Raw genomic sequence first — 17581 nt, 5'->3', positions numbered from 1 at the left:
TTTGATGCTAGCCGAATAGTGCCAACAGCTAACGAAAACCGCCCATGTAACATGGCGATGGTCGTGTTAATAAAATACTAGGAGCAGGAGCAACTTATGAAAATTTATATCTATGACACAAAAAATAACGTATATCTATACGAGGCAGAAGCCCAGATAGACCCACTAGCAAGTAGCAAGGGTGAAACGATCTATCTAATGCCACCAAACGCAACACAGATCGCACCAACTGAGCCAAAAGCTGGTTACGCAAATATTTTTACTAATGGTAAGTGGGAGCAAATCAAAGACGAGCGAGGCGAAACCTACTATGACAATGATAACAACGCCGTAACAATAACCGAACTAGGACAAGAAAAAGGGCTAAACAAAGAGCCAAAGATAGATGAAAAAGCTAAACAACTAGCCGAGATCGAAGCTGATATAAGTGAGTGCGAGAACCATATTAGGCACGCATTGTTTATCGGGAATACGGCTGCGTTAGAGAGTTTAAGAAATGAGTATAAGGAGCTAATAATTCAAAGAGAGGGGCTAAAGTGAGTTACATAATAATCTGCATATTGTCGCTAATTTTAGGCATTTTACTATGCCCTATCGTGATTTTTCTAAGGGCACGTAAGTGCGACCAGTGGGATAACTCAAACATGACAAACATTATCAGGGTATTCGCCCATTTGGCGACACATCCTGATGACTTTGCCAGATTTCAATACGAAGATGGCACAAAGCCATTTTGGTACTTAAATGGCGACGAATTTACGGATATTGTTAGAACTAGACCAAACAAAAAGGATGAAAAATGAGAGTAAGGATAAAAAGGTGCGCAATTTGCGCATCAAAACTAGATAAAGATGGTAACTGCACTTGGAGTGAGTGTCCTAGGTGCCCAGAATACAAACAGAGCGAAACAAAAGAGAGTGAGAAGCCAAGCAAGAAATCAAAAAAGGAGAATGATGCTAAAGAGTAAAGAGATATTGCGTCTTATAGCGATCATTTTAGTAGAGCTTATGCTTGAGATTCTCTCATTTGTAGTTGTGCCAGTTGCATTACTATTTTGCAAAAAGGATGATGAGCATTTGCCAAAGATATTTAGGTGGTTTGAAGATGCAAACGACTATTACGATGGTAAGTGTGCTGCTATCAATGGTGATAGTGGCTGGCGCAAAGAGCATTATCCTGAGCCAGCCAATAGGACGTATAAAGCAAGGCTTCTTTGGCTCCTGCGTAATAAGATAGGACACTTTTCAAGTGAGATTAACGGCGTCAAAGTAGATGATATAAATCCATATAGCATAGAAACTTTAGGCGATCCCAATATTGCCAGTAATGGTGGTAAAAAGAGTGGTTTTTGTAAAGTTACTTGCACTTTAAAAGATGGCAGGGAGCGTTTTGGACTTTATAAAGTAGTTCGATACAAAGGCTTTTTAAGTGGCTTTTACTGTCGTATTTATATCGGATGGAAACTTATGGATATAGCAGGGGCAAATGCTTTAAATTTTAAAGAGTTTACCCAGAAAGATGATAAGAAATATTTAAAAACGGTGTGGTGTATAAACCCATTTAAAAAAGTAAATCAAAAAGGAGAATAAAAATGGCAGCAAAATTTGGTGTAAATGTAACCGTCTCAGCTGAGGCGGCAAGACCAATAGCGGTAGAAAGTACTACGCCTATTGGTATAGCAGGGTATGAAGAGGTGCTAGAAAATGGCCTACATTTTTATATGACAACAGCAAAAGCGCTTGAAGATCTTGAAGCAAAATACAAAGCTAAAAAGGATGCGAGCCAAGCTTTTAAAAAAGGCTCTATTTATAGGGCTTTAAAAGGTATTGAAGATCAGGCCGTAAATACTCAAATAATTTTAAGTGTATTTACAAAAGATGACGATGAGGACACAAACGATGAGATTACGGAGTGCAAAAGTGCCGTCACAGCGTTTGCTAAAGCTAAATCACGCTTTGGTTATAGCCCAAATTTAATAATCGCACCTGGCTTTAGCCATGAAGATGCGATTAAAGGCGAGATAGAAAAGATGGCAACCAGGCTAAAAGCAACTGGCATTGTAGATCTAAAAGCAGATGACGCAGCAGCAGCCATTGTTAAAATGGGCGATTTTGGTACAAATAGGCTAGTTGCCGCTTATCCAAATGTCAAGGTTTGGGATGATGAAACGAATGCTTATGTCTATGAGGGGCAAAGTGCGAGAATAGCCGGCATGATAGCTCATACAGATGGAGCAAGCGAGTTTGGATACTCAGATAGCTATTCAAATAGAGTTATGATAGGAGTTTCGGGCACGCAAATAGACGTGGATTTTGAGTTAGGTGAGACTTGCACGGCTGATGAGCTAAGGGCAGCAAAAATTTCTACCATTATCAGAGAGAGTGGCTTTAGGGCTTGGGGTGGCGAAACGAGTGATCAAGATACTATTTGGCAAGATCTAGCACGTGTTAGGATATTTGATCGTATTTCGCAAGCTTGCCAAAAGGGAGTGCTGTTTGCGATAGATAGAAAAGCTAGTGAGCTTTATCATGCAAAAAGATCAGTTAGTGAGCTCCTTCGTCAGCTAGTTGGAGCAAAGGTACTTCTTGGATATGAGCTTAGCTGGAGTGCAAAAAACACCGACGCAACTATCACGGCTGGTAAATTTTACCTTGATGTCAGAATGCAAAACAATCCAATCGTTAAGCAGCTTACACTTGATTTTATCTATGTGGATAAATACGGTAGCGTTTTGATGGATGAGTTAAACAAATAAAGGAGATAAACAATGAAAAGACAAATTCCTCAAGTAATCCAAGAAGGTAACGTTTATATAGATGGCATCGGCTATCTTGGTGTAACAAAAAAGCTTAAGCTCCCCACAATAGAGTTTGAAATGATAGAGAGCAAAGGAGCTCTTAGCACAAATTACACAACTGGCATGCTAAAGGCAACAGAGGTTGAATTTACGGTTAGTGTGTTAGATAAAAACATGTGGGTAAATTTAGGACTAAACAGCTTTACCAACCGTATTCCGTGGCTTTTTAAAGCTAGCATTTTCCAAAGTGGCAAAAGTAAAACTGTGCCTTTTAGTGCAGCTTTTACTGGAGATATTATCAGTTATGAAGTATCTGAGTTTGAAAGCGGAAAAGAGCTAGAAGTTACTATTAAGCTATCAGCTCATTTCGTGGACATCAACGTGGATGGCGTGCCGATGGTGCTAAAAGATAGTGAAAATATGATATGCGTTATAGGCGGAGTTGATTATATGGCAGGGGTTCGCTCAAATTTAGGAGAGTAAGGTTTTTGTGAGAAACTACCTGTTTGTCTCGCTTCGCTATATGGCGTTAAAAATCAAAAATCAATACTCACAGACTATATGTCTGCTCCGTTTGATTTTCAATTTTTGCCTAACCTAGCTATGCGATACTGCACGATAGCAATTCTTATAAATAATTAGATCGCGAAGCATCACACAGCCAGACAAGGCGAGTGTAAATTTTTAAACGCAGCGTATGTTTTATACGTGAGTATTAAAAATTTAAACTCAACAAAGTATGGCGAAGTGAGGCAAGCATAATTAATTTTTGAAAGGAAAAGAAAATGAAAGAGATAAAGATAAAAGATGAAATTTGGCAAATGCATGCACCAAAAGTAAGAACCATTAAGATGGCGGATGAAAATGGTGGTAGCGATATGGCAAAGACTATCTATATGATAGCTGCACTTTGCAATAAGACACAAGATGAAGTTGAAAATTTGGAGTTTAAAGAATTTATGTCTTTACAAAAGGTGTTAAATGATTTTTTAGATGTAAGGGCGGAGTAAATAACGAAAATATCGCCCTTATAGCTCATGTTTTAGGCTATGGATATAGCGAGATAATAAATCTTAGTTTGAGTGATTTTAGTGAGTTTTTAGAAATTTCAGTAAAGATCTTAAAGGCTAAGAGCGAGTTATAACTCCTTTGGTTTTACCTACTGCTAAGCCAGCGGTGCCAATAAGGCTGCCAAGTATTCCTAAGCCAAAAACTAAGGCAATAAACGTTTCAAAAAAGCCACTTGGTGAAACGAAGAAGAATAAAACGATAAAAATAGGAATGATTAAAGCCATTTTAAATCCTTTTTAAAAGGGATTATATCGTATTTTAAAGGAAAGATATGGATAACGCACAAGTTGGTATTAGTATTGGTCTAGCAGTAAAAGGGCTAAGTAAAATATCAGAGCTAAAAAAAGGGTTTGATGGTTTAAAAGGTAAGATAGCAGAAGCAAAAAAAGCCATAACATCTTTAGACAACACTAGATTGTCAAATCTATCTAGCCAAATAAGAGAGAGCCAAAAAGCACTTTTAGGCGAACTTACGACAAATTTTAGCAATCTTACAAACTCGGTAGCCATAGGAGTGCCAATAAAACTTGCCATTGATGATGAGGCGGCTTTTGCGAATGTAAAAAAGTATGTTGATGATAGCGATGAGAACCTAGCTAAGCTAAAAAATGAGATGAGAGGGCTAAGCTCACAGCTTGGAGAGAGCTTTAGTAATATAGCTGACATTGCAGCTGGCGGCGGTAAGATAAATTTAGCCGGTGAGGAGCTAGTAACTTACACAAAGATGCTTGCAACCGGCTCAGTTGCATTTGAAATGAGCTCTGAAGCCTTATCAAAGGCGGCCAATAATATGAAAGTTGGCTTTAAGATGAACGATATAAAGGAGCTTAATAGCTTCTTTGATAGCGTAAACTTGCTCGACAATAAGGTTACTAATGCAAATGCTTCTGATATATTTGAGGCTACTTCACTAACAGCTGCAAATGCTAGCTTGATAGGCCTAGATAGTAAAAGTGCTAGTGCCATAAGTGCTACAATGCTAAGCACTGGCAAAGCTAGCTCAGTCGTAGGCACTAGCTTAAATGCTCTTTACTCCACACTCTCAATGGCTGATAAAAAAGGTAAAAATTTTCAAGAAGCGCTAGCGAGCATAGGCATGGATGCAACATATCTAAAAACAGCCCTACAAAAAGATGCAGCAGGGGCAATCACGTCATTTTTAGAAGCGATTTCAAGAGCTGATAAAGATAAGCAAGCAGGGCTACTTTATGATCTAGTTGGTGGAAATTTTAACGATGAGATAGCAGGGCTTGTAACAAATATCGATGCTCTTAAAGCAAATATCAAAATGGCACACTCGGATGAAGCCACAGGATCTATGCAGCGTGAGCTACAAACGAAGCTAAACACTACAAAGAGTGGTATCGAAAGGGTTACGCAAGCATGGAGAAATCTAGGGTCAAGCCTTGGAGAAACCTTTTTACCACTTACAAATTTATTAGCTTCTATCTTAAGTAAGGTAGCTGGAGTGTTAAGCTCGCTAAATGAAAAATTTCCAAGACTAAGTGCCATAGTTGTTAGCGCTGCAGCTGGCTTTATGATCTTTAAACCAGTGTTGCTTCTTAGCAAGATAGCACTTTTAAGTGTAGCAGATGGATTTTTAGGAGTTATAAGGGTAGTGAAATTTTTAAATCCTATGCTCTTAATAGCAAAACTCAGATGGTTGGCTCATGCTGTGAGTATATCAAGTGCCACGCTAGCTGCCAAAGCTCATGCGTTTAGCATTTGGCTAGTTGGCGCAAGACTAAGAGCAACTCTAGCTATCACTACTGCTTATAGTGCTGCCTCAAAGGCCTTTGGTGTAGCGTGTGGTGTTATGCGTAGCGGATTAATGGCGGTAACTCTAGCTACAAAGGCTATGAAATTTGCTCTTATTAGCACAGGTATTGGTGCCATAGTAGTAGCTCTTGGCACAGCAGCGGCCTATCTTATGGAAAATTGGGACGAGGTAAAGGCATTTTTTGAGAGAATTTGGGAAAACGTCAAGCCATATTGGGAAAGCACGACAAAGTTTTTTAGCGATCTTTGGCAAGGAGTGAGCGACTTTTTAAGCGCTATTTTTGAGCCAGTTATCAAGATATGGAATGAGCTCTTTGGTGGTTTTTTTGACTGGATAGCTGAGAAATTTGGCTGGATAAACGACATGGTCGGTGAGGCCATTAAGGGGCTAAGTAGTGCTTGGAGCAAGACAAAAGAATTCTTTGGCTTTGGAGACGATGAGCAAGCAAGCAGTGAGCTAAAATCAAAAGATGATAGTGGTGGCTTTTTTAGCTCTATTTTTGGCTCAGATAGTGATACTCATGCAAAAGAGGCTCCAGCTCTAGTGGCAGCTAGCACAGGTGGTGGCGCCATCAACATTAGCTTTAATGGTGATTTTTTACTTAACTCAGATAATGGCAAATTTGACCTAGAGAGCTTTAAAGCCCAAATAGTAAAAGGTGTTAAAGACGCACTAAGACGTGATGAGTTTAACCGTAAAAATACGGATGTAAGGGGATAATATGGTGCTAAATCTTGGTGGGTTTAAATTTAGATGGGAGCAAACTAATAGTATTGATACTCAAACAGACTTTGGTATAAGCGAACAAGAGCGTATACAAAACTATCCAGCCTTATTTAGTGCAAATTTAGGAAGCAGCGCACTTAATATAGAGGGTCAAACGCTGCCATATAACGGTGACAAACAAGGCGCATTAAAACCACTTTATGCCTTAGCTGCCTTACGTCAAAGCTTGCCACTTACAAATGGAAATGGTAAATATTTTGGTCGCTTTGTTATAGTAAAAATCAGTGAAAAACAAGCGATTTTCACTCCAAATGGAGCATTTTTTACGCAAAGTTTTTCACTAGAGCTAAAGCGAGACTTTAGCTCATGACTTCGCAGATGAGTAAAACTCATCTTTGCGACCAAAGTTTAGCACTTTGGAAACGCACTAAAGACTAAGCTCGCCTGGTGCGAGCCAAATTATTGAAAAGGGATTATGATGGATAAAATTTACATAGCTAAAGACGGTGATAGGCTTGATACTATCACCTACAACCACTACGGACATCTAAGGTTTTTTGAGCAAATCCTAACCATAAATCCAAAGCTTAACACAACACTTCATGCAGGCGATAGGGTATTTTTGCCAGAAATTAAAGAAGCAGCGAAAGAGCAGGCAAAACTATGGTGAGAAAACCAGCTTTTAAGCTAGAAGCTAGTGGTAAAGACACAACAAACACCATCAGACAAAACCTAATAAGCTTAAGCTTTACCGATAAAGAGGGCAACGAAAGTGATGAAATCAGCTTTACCCTATTTGGTATATATGCAAAGCCAGTATTTGGAGATAAGCTTAAGCTTTGGTTAGGGTATGAAAATGAGCTCTATCTTTGTGGCTCTTTTAGCGTGCAAACGGCTAGCAGGGATTATAAAAACCAAACTACCGAGATAAGAGCAACTGCTGTAAATTTTGCAAGCCCTGCAAAAGAGAAAAGACGTGTGAGCTGGGAAAATACAACGCTTTTTGGGATAGCTAAAAAGATAGCTAGCACCAATGCACTATCTTTAAAAACAAGCGGTAGTGACCAAAACATAACTTCTGTTATCCAGGATAATGTAAGCGACATAGAGTTTTTGTATGATCTATGCGTCAAATTTGGCTTTTTAATGGCCGTTAAAAATGATACCATCATCATAACAGCCAAAGATGCTAAGGGCGATGCTAGCCAAACCTCAAATACTTCAAAAAACGAGAATTTGCCCACTTTTACACTAAATTTAACTGATCTTTACTCGCTAGAGATCACTGAAGCTAATAGAAACTCTTATACAGCCGTAATAGTAGAGTGGCAAGATATTGAAGCTGGTAAGGTAAAAAGCATTAAGGTGGGAAGTGGGGAACAGGTATATAAGATGCAGATAGCTCAGCCAAAGAGTGATAATGAGGCCTTTAAACAAGCAGAAGCTAAACTTAACGAGTTACAACGCGGCGGAATAAATGGCAGATGTAGCTGCGAAGGGAAAAATATCATAGCAGGCGGCAAGCTTAAATTTGGTGAAGTTCCTGGGCTAGAAGCAAATGAGTTTAGCATAAAAGAAGTAAGCCATAAGCTTAGCACGAGTGGGTATGAAATAGACATAGAGTTTGAGGGGTAAAAATCTCATTTTTTACATTAAGGTTAAAAATGAGAAATTTTTTTACAAAAAAAGTGAGATGGGTTACTTAAGTAGCTTATGAATAATTTTTATAAATTTTAAATAAAATAGAGCAAAACTCCTGGATCTGCTGGAAGTATCATATAAATTTACTAGACGCCCCTTAAAGGCAAAAATGAAAAATTCATTCATACAAACATCATCTTTTTTCATGTCTTTTAGTCTTAACTTTATGTCGACGCCTTGCCAAAGTATCGGCGGTAGCGCAAATATCGTCCTATCAAGACTAAAATTTCTCACATCCTCGCGTCAACCATCCCAGTGGTAAAGCTCGCAAAATTTAGATATATCACCGCAAAGCGACCATTATAAAAACTATGAGTAGTCAAGCTGCGTATCCTCCCATTTGCCGCTATCTGGCACGCAGTAAAAGACATTGCCAGCTTTGCCACCAAAGGCACCGCCCTTTATCACTAAAAATTTACGCAAAACACCGTTTGTCACGAGCAAATTGCTAGGCATCTACCCTGCCTCGTTAAAGTTTTTGCCAAGGTTAAAGCTGTAAATTCCACGCTTCATCTGCTCGCATCCTGAGCCAAGCAGGCATAACTAACCTCCGTCTATCACGATGCCACCACCCCCATAAATAAGCGCTCCCGTCGGCGATCGAGTAGTTATTTGAAGTCCTAAAAGCTCGCTTTGTGCCCTACTCTCATCACGCAGTAAAATTTCACCCATTTTTAGCTTATTTAGCCGTTCTTCAACCAAGCTCCCAAGCCCGGCTTATTTGTATCTATAAGCCACCCTAGAGCTCTTATTGTGTACCGTTACAATAAATTTAATGAAATTTAAAAGAAGAGTTTGGCGAGTCACCCCGCCAAATTTGTATTAGTAGATTATTTTGCGTCCCAAGCTAGGATCGTATTGCCCTCGGCGTCGGTAGCCACGTCGCCCATGCCCATGATGTTGTAGCCGCAGTCGACGTAATGCACCTCGCCGGTCACACCGCTAGCTAGGTCGCTAAGCAGGTACATCGCGCTGTTGCCGACGTCATGCGTCGTGACGTTGCGTTTTAGCGGGCTGTTTACCTCGTTATAGCGCAAAATCATCCTAAAATCGCCGATACCGCTTGCCGCAAGCGTTTTGATCGGGCCCGCGCTGATCGCATTTACGCGGATACCGCGCGCGCCAAGATCGTGAGCAAGATAGCGCACTGAGCTTTCAAGAGCTGCTTTTGCGACGCCCATGACGTTGTAGTGAGGTACAAATTTCGGCCCGCCAAGATATGTAAGAGTTAGCACCGAGCCGCCCTCTTTTAGCACCGGAAGCACCGCACGTGTGAGGCTTAGTAGCGAATACACGCTTGTGCCCATCGCGATATCAAAGGCTTCTTTTGTGGTGTTTACAAACTCGCCCTCTAGCGCTTCTTTTGGCGCGTAGGCCACTGCGTGCACGACGAAATCTATATCGCCCAGATCCGCTTTAATGCGATCCGCAAGGCCGTCCAGGTGGGCTTGGTTATTTACATCTAGCTCATAGACGAATTTGCTCCCAAACTCCTCTGCGATCGGCTCTACACGCTTTTTCAGCGCATCGTTTAGATAGGTAAACGCCATCTGCGCACCCTGCGCGTGACAAGCTTCGGCAATGCCGTAAGCGATAGATTTGGCGTTAGCGACGCCGACGATGAGACCTTTTTTGCCTTTTAAAATCATTATTTCTCCTTTAAAATTTGCTTGGCTTTTTCTGCTTCGTAAGCTCGCAACTGCAAGCAGACCTACTTATTCTGCGTTAAAATTTAAAAAATAATGCTCACGAACCATATGTTCGCTCCGCTTATTTTTTAAATTTTGCCTTGACTAAGCGAAAAATCCTTCGCAATTTGACATAAATTTTTTTGCAATTCAAATTTGAAACCAAATTTGATAGCGGCAGTATCGCGAAGCTAGACTAGGCGACTTAAAATTTTGTGACGGGAGTTACCATATAGGTAATGACCGAGTAAAATTTTAAGACAACGAAGTATAGCGATGCGAGTGGGCGCGTATAAGCTCCAAAAATTTCGACGCGTCCCAACTCGCCGTACCTACTAATACTCCGTCGCAGTTTTTAATCCCCGCTATCCCGCCGATATTTGCGGCGTTTACACTACCTCCATAAAGTAGCGGTACGCTCGTTTGCTCCCGGATGAAATTTAAAACCACTTCGATCTGCTCCACGCTGGCGCTCTTGCCCGTGCCTATCGCCCAGATTGGCTCGTAGGCGATCAGTAGCCGCTCGTAGCCAAGGTCGATATTTTTTAGCTGCTTAGCCAAAAACTCCTTCGTTCCGCTAGCTTCGTTTACGCTCAAATTTTCGCCGATGCAGTAGACGATCTGCCAGCCTGCCTTTGCGGCAAAATCGAATTTAGCGCGCAAAAGCTCCTCGCTCTCGCCAAGCTCTCGCCGCTCAGAGTGCCCGATCAGCACGCTTTTTACGCCAAATTCGTTCAGCATCGCCTTACCGATCTCGCCGGTGTGAGCGCCGCTTTCGCACGGATAGAAATTTTGCGCGCCGAGTTTAAATTTATGAGCCGCAAGATCAAGCGCGCTAAAGGGCGGAAACACCGTAACGTCGTCTTTTGCGCTTAAATTTGCGTCTAAAATTTCAGCGTATTTAGAAAAGCTCGCTCTTGTGTGATTGCACTTTAAATTTGCTAAAAACCTCACTCCGCAGCCTTTCTAAGCGGTTTTATGCCAGGTAGCTCTTTGCCCTCGATGAGCTCCAAGCTAGCGCCGCCGCCAGTTGAGATAAAGGTCATCTCGTCGGCATCTCCAGCGCGCTCGACGACGTCGGCCGTATCGCCGCCGCCAACGACCGTAGTCGCGTGTGTATCGATGATGGCGTGGCTCATTTTGATGCTGCCTTTGCTAAATTTATCCATCTCAAAAACGCCCATCGGCCCGTTCCACCAGATGGTTTGCGCGTCGGCGATGACCTCTTTAAAGAGCCTAATCGACGCCGGTCCGATATCTAGCCCCATCCAGCCACTCGGGATCTCTTGGGCAGGGACATATTTTACGGCGCTTTCGGCCGAAAAGGTCTGAGCCGCGACGACGTCTACAGGTAGGTAAATTTTAACGCCAAGCTCCCTGCCCTTGCGCAAAATTTCTCGCGCGTCCTCGATGAGATCTTCTTCGAGCAGCGAATTTCCGATATTTTCGCCGAGAGATTTTAAAAACGTGAATGCCATGCCGCCGCCGATTATCAGCTTATCCACGCGAGGAAGCAGGTTGTGCAGGGCTTGTAGCTTGCCGCTTACCTTGCTACCGCCCACGACCGCTACGAACGGGCGCGCAGGGTGTTTGATGAGATTTTGAGCGAAATTTATCTCTTTTTGTAGCAAAAATCCCGCCGCTTTGTGCTTCTCGTCGTAAAATTTAGTGATCGCTTCAACCGAGCTGTGCGCTCTGTGGCAGACGCCAAACGCATCGTTGATATAAAATTCGCCGTATTTAGCGAGCTCGCCGGCTAGTGCCTCGTCGTTTTTGGTCTCACCCTTTTCAAAACGCAAATTTTCAAGAAGTAAAATTTCGCCCGGCTTCAGCGCGGCGGCTTTAGCTTTGGCGTCCGCTCCGATCACGTCCTCGGCAAATATCACATCTCTATCAAGCAACCTCGAAAGCCTTTTTGCCACGCCTCGCAGCGAAAATTTCTCCTCAAAGCCGTTTTTCGGTCGCCCCAAGTGACTAGCCAAAACTACGCTGCAGCCGTTATCTAGGCAGTAGCGGATAGTAGGTATCGCCGAGCGGATACGGCGGTCGTCGGTGATGTTTAAAAACTCATCCATCGGCACGTTAAAATCACACCTGACAAATACCTTCGCGTCGCCGAGCTCAAGATCGTTTATCGATAAAATTTCACTCATTTTTCACCCTTTAAATTTACTTCGTAGCCACGATCTTAGCTAGATCGACGAGCCTTGTCGAGTAGCCCCACTCGTTATCGTACCACGCAAAGACCTTCACCATATCATCGGCGATGACCTGCGTCGTGTCGCTGGCTACGATACTGCTGTATGCGCTCGTACAAAAGTCGCTACTAACCCTATAATCGTCATCGACAAATAAAATTCCCTTTAAATTTGACTCTGCAGCCGCTCTAAACGCCTCGTTTATCTCATCTTTGCTAGCCGGTCTTTTTAAAACCGCCGTTAGATCGACCATCGAGACGTTTGCGACCGGTACGCGCACTGCTTGACCGTGCATCTTGCCGCTTAGCTCGGGAAGCACTTTAGCGATCGCTTTTGCGGCTCCGGTGGTCGTAGGCCCGATATTTAGGGCTGCAGCGCGCGAACGGCGGAAGTCTTTGGCCTTCACGTCAACCAAGCTTTGGCCGTTTGTGTAGGCGTGGATTGTAGTCATGAGCCCTTTTACGATGCCAAATTTATCATTTAGTACCTTTGCCACTGGAGCTAGGCCGTTTGTGGTGCAGCTTGCGTTTGAGACGATCGCTTCGCCTGCGTATTTATCGTCGTTTACGCCGACTACAAAGGTCGCCGTGTCGTCTTTTGCCGGAGCGCTCATGACGACTTTTTTGACGCCGCGAGCTAGATACGGTTCGCATTTTTCAGTAGTTAAAAACTTGCCCGTACACTCCAAAACCACGTCTGCGCCGTAGTCTGCGTAGCTAAGCTCGTTTAGATCTCTTGTTGAAAAAACTCTTATCTTTTTACCGTTTACTTCTATAAAATCGTCGCTTATCACCTTAACGTCTTGCTTAAATTCGCCATGCACGCTGTCGTATTTGAGCAGATAGCGCGTCATGTCGCGCGTCGCCGTGTCGTTGATAGCGACAAGCTCAACGTCATCTCGCTCTAAAATGATACGAGCAGCGCACCTGCCGATACGCCCGAAGCCGTTTATTGCTACTTTAACTGACATCTTAGCTCCTTTTGATATAATTACGCCTAATTCTACAAAAAAGAATTTTAAAACAAATATAAACAAGGCACTTTAATAGATGAAGTTAGCACTTTTTGGCGGGAGCTTTGATCCGGTTCATTTAGGACACGATAGCATTGTGAAAATGGCACTAAGTGGCCTTGACATCGACAAGCTCATCATCATGCCAACTTTTATAAGTCCCTTTAAGAGTGAATTTTCAGCTCCACCAGAGCTTCGCCTAAAGTGGATAAGAGAAATTTGGGGCGGCCTAGAGAAAGTCGAGATATCAGACTATGAGATAAATTTAGCTCGCCCAGTGCCTACCATAGAGACGGTTAAGTATTTGCATGAGAAATTCAAGATAGAGAAATTTTATCTCATAATAGGCGCGGACCACCTAGCCACACTTGATAAGTGGCACGGATACGAGGAGCTAAAAAATTTAGTGCAGTTTGTGATCGCCAAGCGCAATCACATAGAAATTCCACAAAATTTACAAAAAATGGACGTGCACGTGGATGTTAGCTCGTCGCAGATCAGGCACCAAAAGGGGCTTGATGAGCTACCTAGTAAGATAAAAGATGAAATTATAAATTTTTACCAAGGATTAAAGATGCAAGAGAGATCGATGCAAGAGCGCACCGAAAGTATAGTTAAGGTTTTAGACGCAAAAAAGGCTGAAGAGATACAAGTATTTGATATGAGTGGAGATGATTATTTCGTAAAAGCCGTAGTTATCGCTACAACGCTTGGCGAGAGGCACGCTTATTCACTGAGCGAGGATCTAAAAGAGGAGCTTAAACCTCTTGGAGAGAAATTTATAGGCACTGAGAGCTCGCCTGATTGGATCGTGATGGACCTTGGCGACATCTTAGTACATCTTTTAAGCCCAGCTTATCGAGCAAAATACAACATCGAAGAGTTTTTGCAAAAGCTAAAAACTAGCAAAGAGTCTTAACAAAAACAAGCGAAGAGCAAATAAGCCATAAAAATATAAAAAATGCTAACAAAAATGGCTTTTTGCCCGTCGCTTTAAATATACTCCTATCTATCCCAAACCCCAAAGCGCACATCGCAACACAAAGGCAGATACTAGCAGCTAGCTTTAAAATTTGTACCAAAATTTCAGGGAAAAATGGCAAAGATCTAACGCAGATCGCCACTAAGAAAAATAGCGCAAACCATGGTATGCTCTTTAGCTTTGAGCCGCCGCTATTTTGGCTTAAATTTAAGAAATTTAGCAAAAACAAAAATGGTACTAGCATGATGACACGAAGCATTTTTATGATGACGGCAGTGCTGCTTGCTGTGCTGTCAAATACTGCTGAGGCTGCGACTACGTGGGCTACTTCGTGAAGTGAGCCGCCGATAAAAAAGCCGGTTTGGTGTGGCGTGAGAGCTAGAAATTTAGCGATAAATGGATAGATAAACATACCAATCGTCCCAAAAAGTACCACTGTGCAAATGGCGATAGCAAGCTTGTTTGCGTCCGCTTTTATCTCATTTTGAGTAGCCATAACAGCAGCTGCGCCGCATATACTTGCCCCTGAGCCAATGAGCACCGCACTATCCTTACTAAGTCCCAAAGCTTTAGCGGTAAAAAGCGCAAACAAAAAGGTCGCAAAGACCATAAAAGCTGCATATATCACGCCTAGAGTGCCGACACTTGCAATCTCGCTAAGGCTTATGTTAAAGCCAAAAAGTACGATGCCAAGTCTTAAAATTTGCTTCCCAGCGATCGCTACGACGCCACTACTTTTTAAAATTTGTGTCTGTTTGGTGAAAAGATTTGCAAAAATGGCGCCTAAAATGATAGAGATGATGAGCGGGCTGATGTGAAATTTATCTAGGAGTGTGTTTGAGAGTATAAAAGAAATAGCACAGATTAGCGCCAGAACAAGCACGGCAAGAAATTTATGAGACATATTTTAACCTTAATCTATTTTTTAAAAATGCAATTAGCACGTTTGGGTATAATTAGACGAATTTTATAATGCAAATTTAAAATAAAGATAAAAGGGATAGGACATGATCATCCTTGGCGAGAAATATGCTTTTACCAGCTTAGAACTAGAAAAGCTTAGAAAGAAATTTGGTCAAGTAAATTTTTTATCCCATGAAAATAGCGACGCAAAAGCCTTGCGAAGCGCACTAGAAAATCTCATAAAATCAGGCGATCAAAGGCTGATCGTACTAAATACCGCAAAACCAGTCGATAGTAAATTAGTTAGATTTCTCACGCTTTTGCAGTTTAAAACGAAGTATAAAAAAATAAAATTTCTAAATGTAGAGAATTTTTTAGAAATTTATCTACACAAATGTTATATCCCAGAAAATGGCGAAAATCTTAATTTTTTAGATGAGATAAGGCCTTATGGTGCCTTTGATTACGCACTCAAGCGAGTGATCGATTATGCTAGCTGTTTGGTACTTTTTATCTTGCTTTTTGGTCTAAAATTTTATGTAAAGAGAAAGATAGACGAGCAATCACCCGGAAGCCTTTACTTTTTACAAAGTAGGGTTGGGCTGGACAATAGAGAATTTGAGTGCATAAAATTTCGCTCGATGATGGAAGATGCCGAGAAAGATGGGGCAAAATTTGCTAGCGAAAATGATGAGAGAGTATTTGAGTTTGGCGAATTTATGCGAAAAACTCGTATAGACGAGGTGCCGCAGTGTATAAATGTCTTTCGAGGGCAAATGCATCTAATTGGACCAAGGCCTGAGCGAAGACACTGGATAAATTTCTTTGAAAAAGAGATACCTTACTACAATGAACGCCACATCGTTCGACCTGGTATCACCGGCTGGGCACAGGTAAACTACCCTTATGGCTCAAATACACACGACGCCAAACAAAAACTAATGTACGACCTTTACTACATCAAACACTGGTCACTTTGGCTAGAGATAAAGATCATAGTAAAAACTATTGCGATTGTATTTGAGAAAAAAGGCGTTTAAATTCTCAAGAGCATCATGAGTTTGAGATATTTTTAAATAAACATTTTTTTTCAAATTTAATTTTGTTGCTTTTAGCCAAAATATGTAAATTCTACATTCTATCTTTAGCTGTGATTCCCATTATGTTAAATGCTGTTTTTATCGAGATAGCAACGACTGCAAAGACTTTTAGTAAGCTATCTTCGTTTTCATTTCCAACCACACGGTTCTCGTTATAAAATTTATGAAAACTAGCAGCCAGCGACTTCAAATAGTCTGGGATCTTTTGAAGCTGCCTTGAGATAAAAGCATCCTCTAAAATCTCAGGTAAGATTAGCGCTTCAAAAAGTAAATTTTTAGCATTTTCATCTAGACACTCAAAGTCCGCATTTATCACGTCACAAACGCTTTTTACAGCCCTTGCAAAGACCTGATTTATCCTAGCATGAGCGTAATTTATATAAAAAATCGGATTTGAGCTATCCTCTTTTTTAAGCTCATCTACGTCAAATTCCAAGCTACTCGTGTTTGCCTTGCTTATAAAGATAAATCTAAGCGCCTCAGCACCGATCTCACTTACGATATCGCTCATCAGCACGGCATTACCAGCGCGCTTGCTCATCTTGTATGGCTTGCCATCTTTTAGCAGACTAACCATCTGCATAAGTATCACTTCAAGCTTGCTTTCATCGTATCCAAGAAAATTTATCGCAGCCTTAAGCCTTGCGATATATCCGTGGTGATCTGCACCCCAAATGTTTATGTAGTGATCGAAATTTTTCTCAAATTTAGCGTTATGGTAGATGATATCGCCGGCTAGATATGTTGGCCTGCCGTCATTTCTAACCACAACCCTATCATTATCATCGCCAAGTGTGGTCGAAGCGATATAAGTAGCGCCCTCTTTTTCATACATTTGATTTGAACGTTTTAGCTTGTTTATAGTTGGCTCTAGGCCGTCATAAAGAGCCTTTTCACTAGCCCAGCTCTCTATAAATATCCCAACGTCCGCCAAATCTTTTTTGATGATCTCAAGCACGATATCCTTGCCAAACTCGGCAAGTTCGAGATTTCTACTCTTATCATAAAAAATTTCCTTGCCAAATTTCTCATTTGCAAGCTTAGCAATATCTAAAATATAATCCCCGCGGTAGTATTTCTCTGGATATACAACACTTTCGTTAAAAAGCTGCTCTTTTGCCGCAAGCGATATCGAAGTGCCAAGCAGATCGATTTGATTACCAGCGTCGTTTATGTAGTATTCTGTTGAGATAGCGTAGCCAAGTCTTTTGCCAAGTCTTGCCAAAGTATCGCCGTAAACTGCACCTCTAACGTGTCCGATGTGAAGTGGCCCAGTTGGATTTGCGCTAATGTATTCTATTAAATAGCTATCTTTTTTCGTATCTTCTTTTGCAAAATTTTCGCTATCTAACAAAATTTGCTTTGAAATTTCATCTAAAAACTCGCTTTTTAGTTTGAAATTTAAGTAGCCATTTACTGCACTAGCTTCAACTATTTTGCTATCACTAAATTTATCGGCAAACTCGCTAGCTATCATGGCTGGCGACTTTTTTAGCTCCTTTGCTAGACTAAAAAGTGGCGTAGCATAGTGGGCTAAATTTTTATCTTTTGGCTTTTCAAGCACAAATTCACGCTCTAAAACCTTTGAAATTTCAGCTTTTATTTTATTTTTCAACTCTAAAA

General features: G+C 41.5%; 21 protein-coding genes and 1 pseudogene. 13 read left to right on the top strand and 9 right to left on the bottom strand.

What is annotated here, in order from left to right; all coding sequences use genetic code 11:
* Window positions 1-96: 96 nt before the first annotated feature.
* The 7 genes from F3H00_RS07055 to F3H00_RS07030 all read left to right on the top strand — a co-directional run bounded on the left by F3H00_RS07055 (window position 97) and on the right by F3H00_RS07030 (window position 3807).
* Entirely contained in the window at window positions 97-540 is a 444-nt protein-coding gene (locus F3H00_RS07055) for a hypothetical protein (RefSeq protein WP_149703787.1), read from the top strand.
* Window positions 537-803, top strand: coding sequence for a hypothetical protein (locus F3H00_RS07050; protein WP_149703786.1), 267 nt, complete (start codon window positions 537-539; stop codon window positions 801-803). Before F3H00_RS07055 ends, F3H00_RS07050 begins: the two co-directional genes overlap by 4 nt.
* The gene (locus F3H00_RS10355) at window positions 800-967 is read left to right on the top strand and encodes a hypothetical protein (protein ID WP_188115308.1); all 168 of its coding nucleotides are present in this window, start codon (window positions 800-802) and stop codon (window positions 965-967) included. The genes F3H00_RS07050 and F3H00_RS10355 overlap by 4 nt, the downstream gene beginning before the upstream one ends.
* Window positions 954-1589 carry a DUF7338 family protein gene (locus tag F3H00_RS07045; protein ID WP_149703785.1) on the top strand — a complete coding sequence of 212 codons (636 nt, stop codon included), beginning with the start codon at window positions 954-956 and terminating at the stop codon, window positions 1587-1589. The genes F3H00_RS10355 and F3H00_RS07045 overlap by 14 nt, the downstream gene beginning before the upstream one ends.
* Window positions 1590-1591: 2 nt before the next feature.
* Window positions 1592-2755 (top strand): phage tail sheath family protein, encoded by a 1164-nt coding sequence (locus F3H00_RS07040; RefSeq protein WP_149703784.1) that lies wholly within the window; start codon window positions 1592-1594, stop codon window positions 2753-2755.
* A gap of 12 nt (window positions 2756-2767) precedes the next feature.
* Window positions 2768-3280 carry a phage major tail tube protein gene (locus F3H00_RS07035; RefSeq protein ID WP_021090342.1) on the top strand — a complete coding sequence of 171 codons (513 nt, stop codon included), beginning with the start codon at window positions 2768-2770 and terminating at the stop codon, window positions 3278-3280.
* Between the two features lie 302 nt (window positions 3281-3582).
* A complete protein-coding gene (locus F3H00_RS07030; RefSeq protein ID WP_054196738.1) occupies window positions 3583-3807 on the top strand; it encodes a phage tail assembly protein in 225 nt (74 codons plus the stop codon).
* Between the two features lie 117 nt (window positions 3808-3924).
* Here the strand turns inward: F3H00_RS07030 and F3H00_RS10350 are convergent, their stop codons facing one another.
* Window positions 3925-4092 (bottom strand): hypothetical protein, encoded by a 168-nt coding sequence (locus tag F3H00_RS10350; RefSeq protein WP_188115306.1) that lies wholly within the window; start codon window positions 4090-4092, stop codon window positions 3925-3927.
* A gap of 47 nt (window positions 4093-4139) precedes the next feature.
* On the opposite strand from F3H00_RS10350, the gene F3H00_RS07025 reads away from it, so the two are divergent.
* The 4 genes from F3H00_RS07025 (at window position 4140) to F3H00_RS07010 (ending at window position 8009) form a co-directional block, all read left to right on the top strand.
* Window positions 4140-6368, top strand: a complete 2229-nt coding sequence (locus F3H00_RS07025) for a phage tail tape measure protein (protein ID WP_149703783.1) — start codon at window positions 4140-4142, stop codon at window positions 6366-6368.
* Between the two features lies 1 nt (window position 6369).
* Window positions 6370-6744, top strand: coding sequence for a phage tail protein (locus F3H00_RS07020; protein ID WP_149703782.1), 375 nt, complete (start codon window positions 6370-6372; stop codon window positions 6742-6744).
* Between the two features lie 108 nt (window positions 6745-6852).
* Window positions 6853-7044, top strand: a complete 192-nt coding sequence (locus tag F3H00_RS07015; protein WP_149703781.1) for a tail protein X — start codon at window positions 6853-6855, stop codon at window positions 7042-7044.
* Window positions 7038-8009, top strand: a complete 972-nt coding sequence (locus tag F3H00_RS07010; RefSeq protein WP_149703780.1) for a phage late control D family protein — start codon at window positions 7038-7040, stop codon at window positions 8007-8009. Before F3H00_RS07015 ends, F3H00_RS07010 begins: the two co-directional genes overlap by 7 nt.
* A gap of 63 nt (window positions 8010-8072) precedes the next feature.
* Here the strand turns inward: F3H00_RS07010 and F3H00_RS10585 are convergent, their stop codons facing one another.
* From F3H00_RS10585 to gap, 6 genes and pseudogenes are all read right to left on the bottom strand, one after another.
* Window positions 8073-8309, bottom strand: coding sequence for a hypothetical protein (locus F3H00_RS10585; RefSeq protein ID WP_223155252.1), 237 nt, complete (start codon window positions 8307-8309; stop codon window positions 8073-8075).
* A 75-nt stretch (window positions 8310-8384) separates the two neighbouring features.
* Window positions 8385-8747: pseudogene (locus tag F3H00_RS10580) on the bottom strand (DUF2625 family protein).
* A 158-nt stretch (window positions 8748-8905) separates the two neighbouring features.
* Window positions 8906-9724: an enoyl-ACP reductase FabI gene (fabI, locus tag F3H00_RS07000; protein WP_149703779.1), complete on the bottom strand. Its 819-nt coding sequence runs from the start codon at window positions 9722-9724 to the stop codon at window positions 8906-8908.
* 294 nt (window positions 9725-10018) lie between these two features.
* Window positions 10019-10717: a triose-phosphate isomerase gene (locus F3H00_RS06995; RefSeq protein ID WP_148800748.1), complete on the bottom strand. Its 699-nt coding sequence runs from the start codon at window positions 10715-10717 to the stop codon at window positions 10019-10021.
* A complete protein-coding gene (locus F3H00_RS06990) occupies window positions 10714-11916 on the bottom strand; it encodes a phosphoglycerate kinase (RefSeq protein ID WP_148800750.1) in 1203 nt (400 codons plus the stop codon). The genes F3H00_RS06995 and F3H00_RS06990 overlap by 4 nt, the downstream gene beginning before the upstream one ends.
* A 16-nt stretch (window positions 11917-11932) precedes the next feature.
* On the bottom strand, window positions 11933-12931 hold the full coding sequence (gene gap, locus F3H00_RS06985; RefSeq protein ID WP_148800752.1) for a type I glyceraldehyde-3-phosphate dehydrogenase: 999 nt from the start codon (window positions 12929-12931) through the stop codon (window positions 11933-11935).
* A gap of 79 nt (window positions 12932-13010) precedes the next feature.
* Between gap and nadD the strand changes: the two genes are divergently transcribed.
* Window positions 13011-13892 carry a nicotinate (nicotinamide) nucleotide adenylyltransferase gene (gene nadD, locus F3H00_RS06980; RefSeq protein WP_148800754.1) on the top strand — a complete coding sequence of 294 codons (882 nt, stop codon included), beginning with the start codon at window positions 13011-13013 and terminating at the stop codon, window positions 13890-13892.
* Here nadD and F3H00_RS06975 read toward each other — a convergent pair.
* The gene (locus F3H00_RS06975) at window positions 13876-14859 is read right to left on the bottom strand and encodes a YeiH family protein (protein ID WP_148800756.1); all 984 of its coding nucleotides are present in this window, start codon (window positions 14857-14859) and stop codon (window positions 13876-13878) included. The two genes, nadD and F3H00_RS06975, sit on opposite strands and share 17 nt — an antisense overlap.
* A 103-nt stretch (window positions 14860-14962) precedes the next feature.
* On the opposite strand from F3H00_RS06975, the gene F3H00_RS06970 reads away from it, so the two are divergent.
* Complete coding sequence (locus tag F3H00_RS06970) at window positions 14963-15898, top strand: sugar transferase (RefSeq protein WP_148800758.1); 936 nt, start codon at window positions 14963-14965, stop codon at window positions 15896-15898.
* Between the two features lie 91 nt (window positions 15899-15989).
* Here F3H00_RS06970 and argS read toward each other — a convergent pair whose 3' ends face one another.
* Entirely contained in the window at window positions 15990-17573 is a 1584-nt protein-coding gene (argS, locus tag F3H00_RS06965; RefSeq protein ID WP_148800760.1) for an arginine--tRNA ligase, read from the bottom strand.
* Between the last annotated feature and the right edge of the window lie 8 nt (window positions 17574-17581).

It is taken from the genome of Campylobacter concisus, from assembly GCF_902460845.1.
In the GTDB taxonomy this organism is placed as follows: Bacteria; Campylobacterota; Campylobacteria; order Campylobacterales; family Campylobacteraceae; genus Campylobacter_A; species Campylobacter_A concisus_X.
This window is presented reverse-complemented; position numbering and strand designations above follow the sequence as displayed.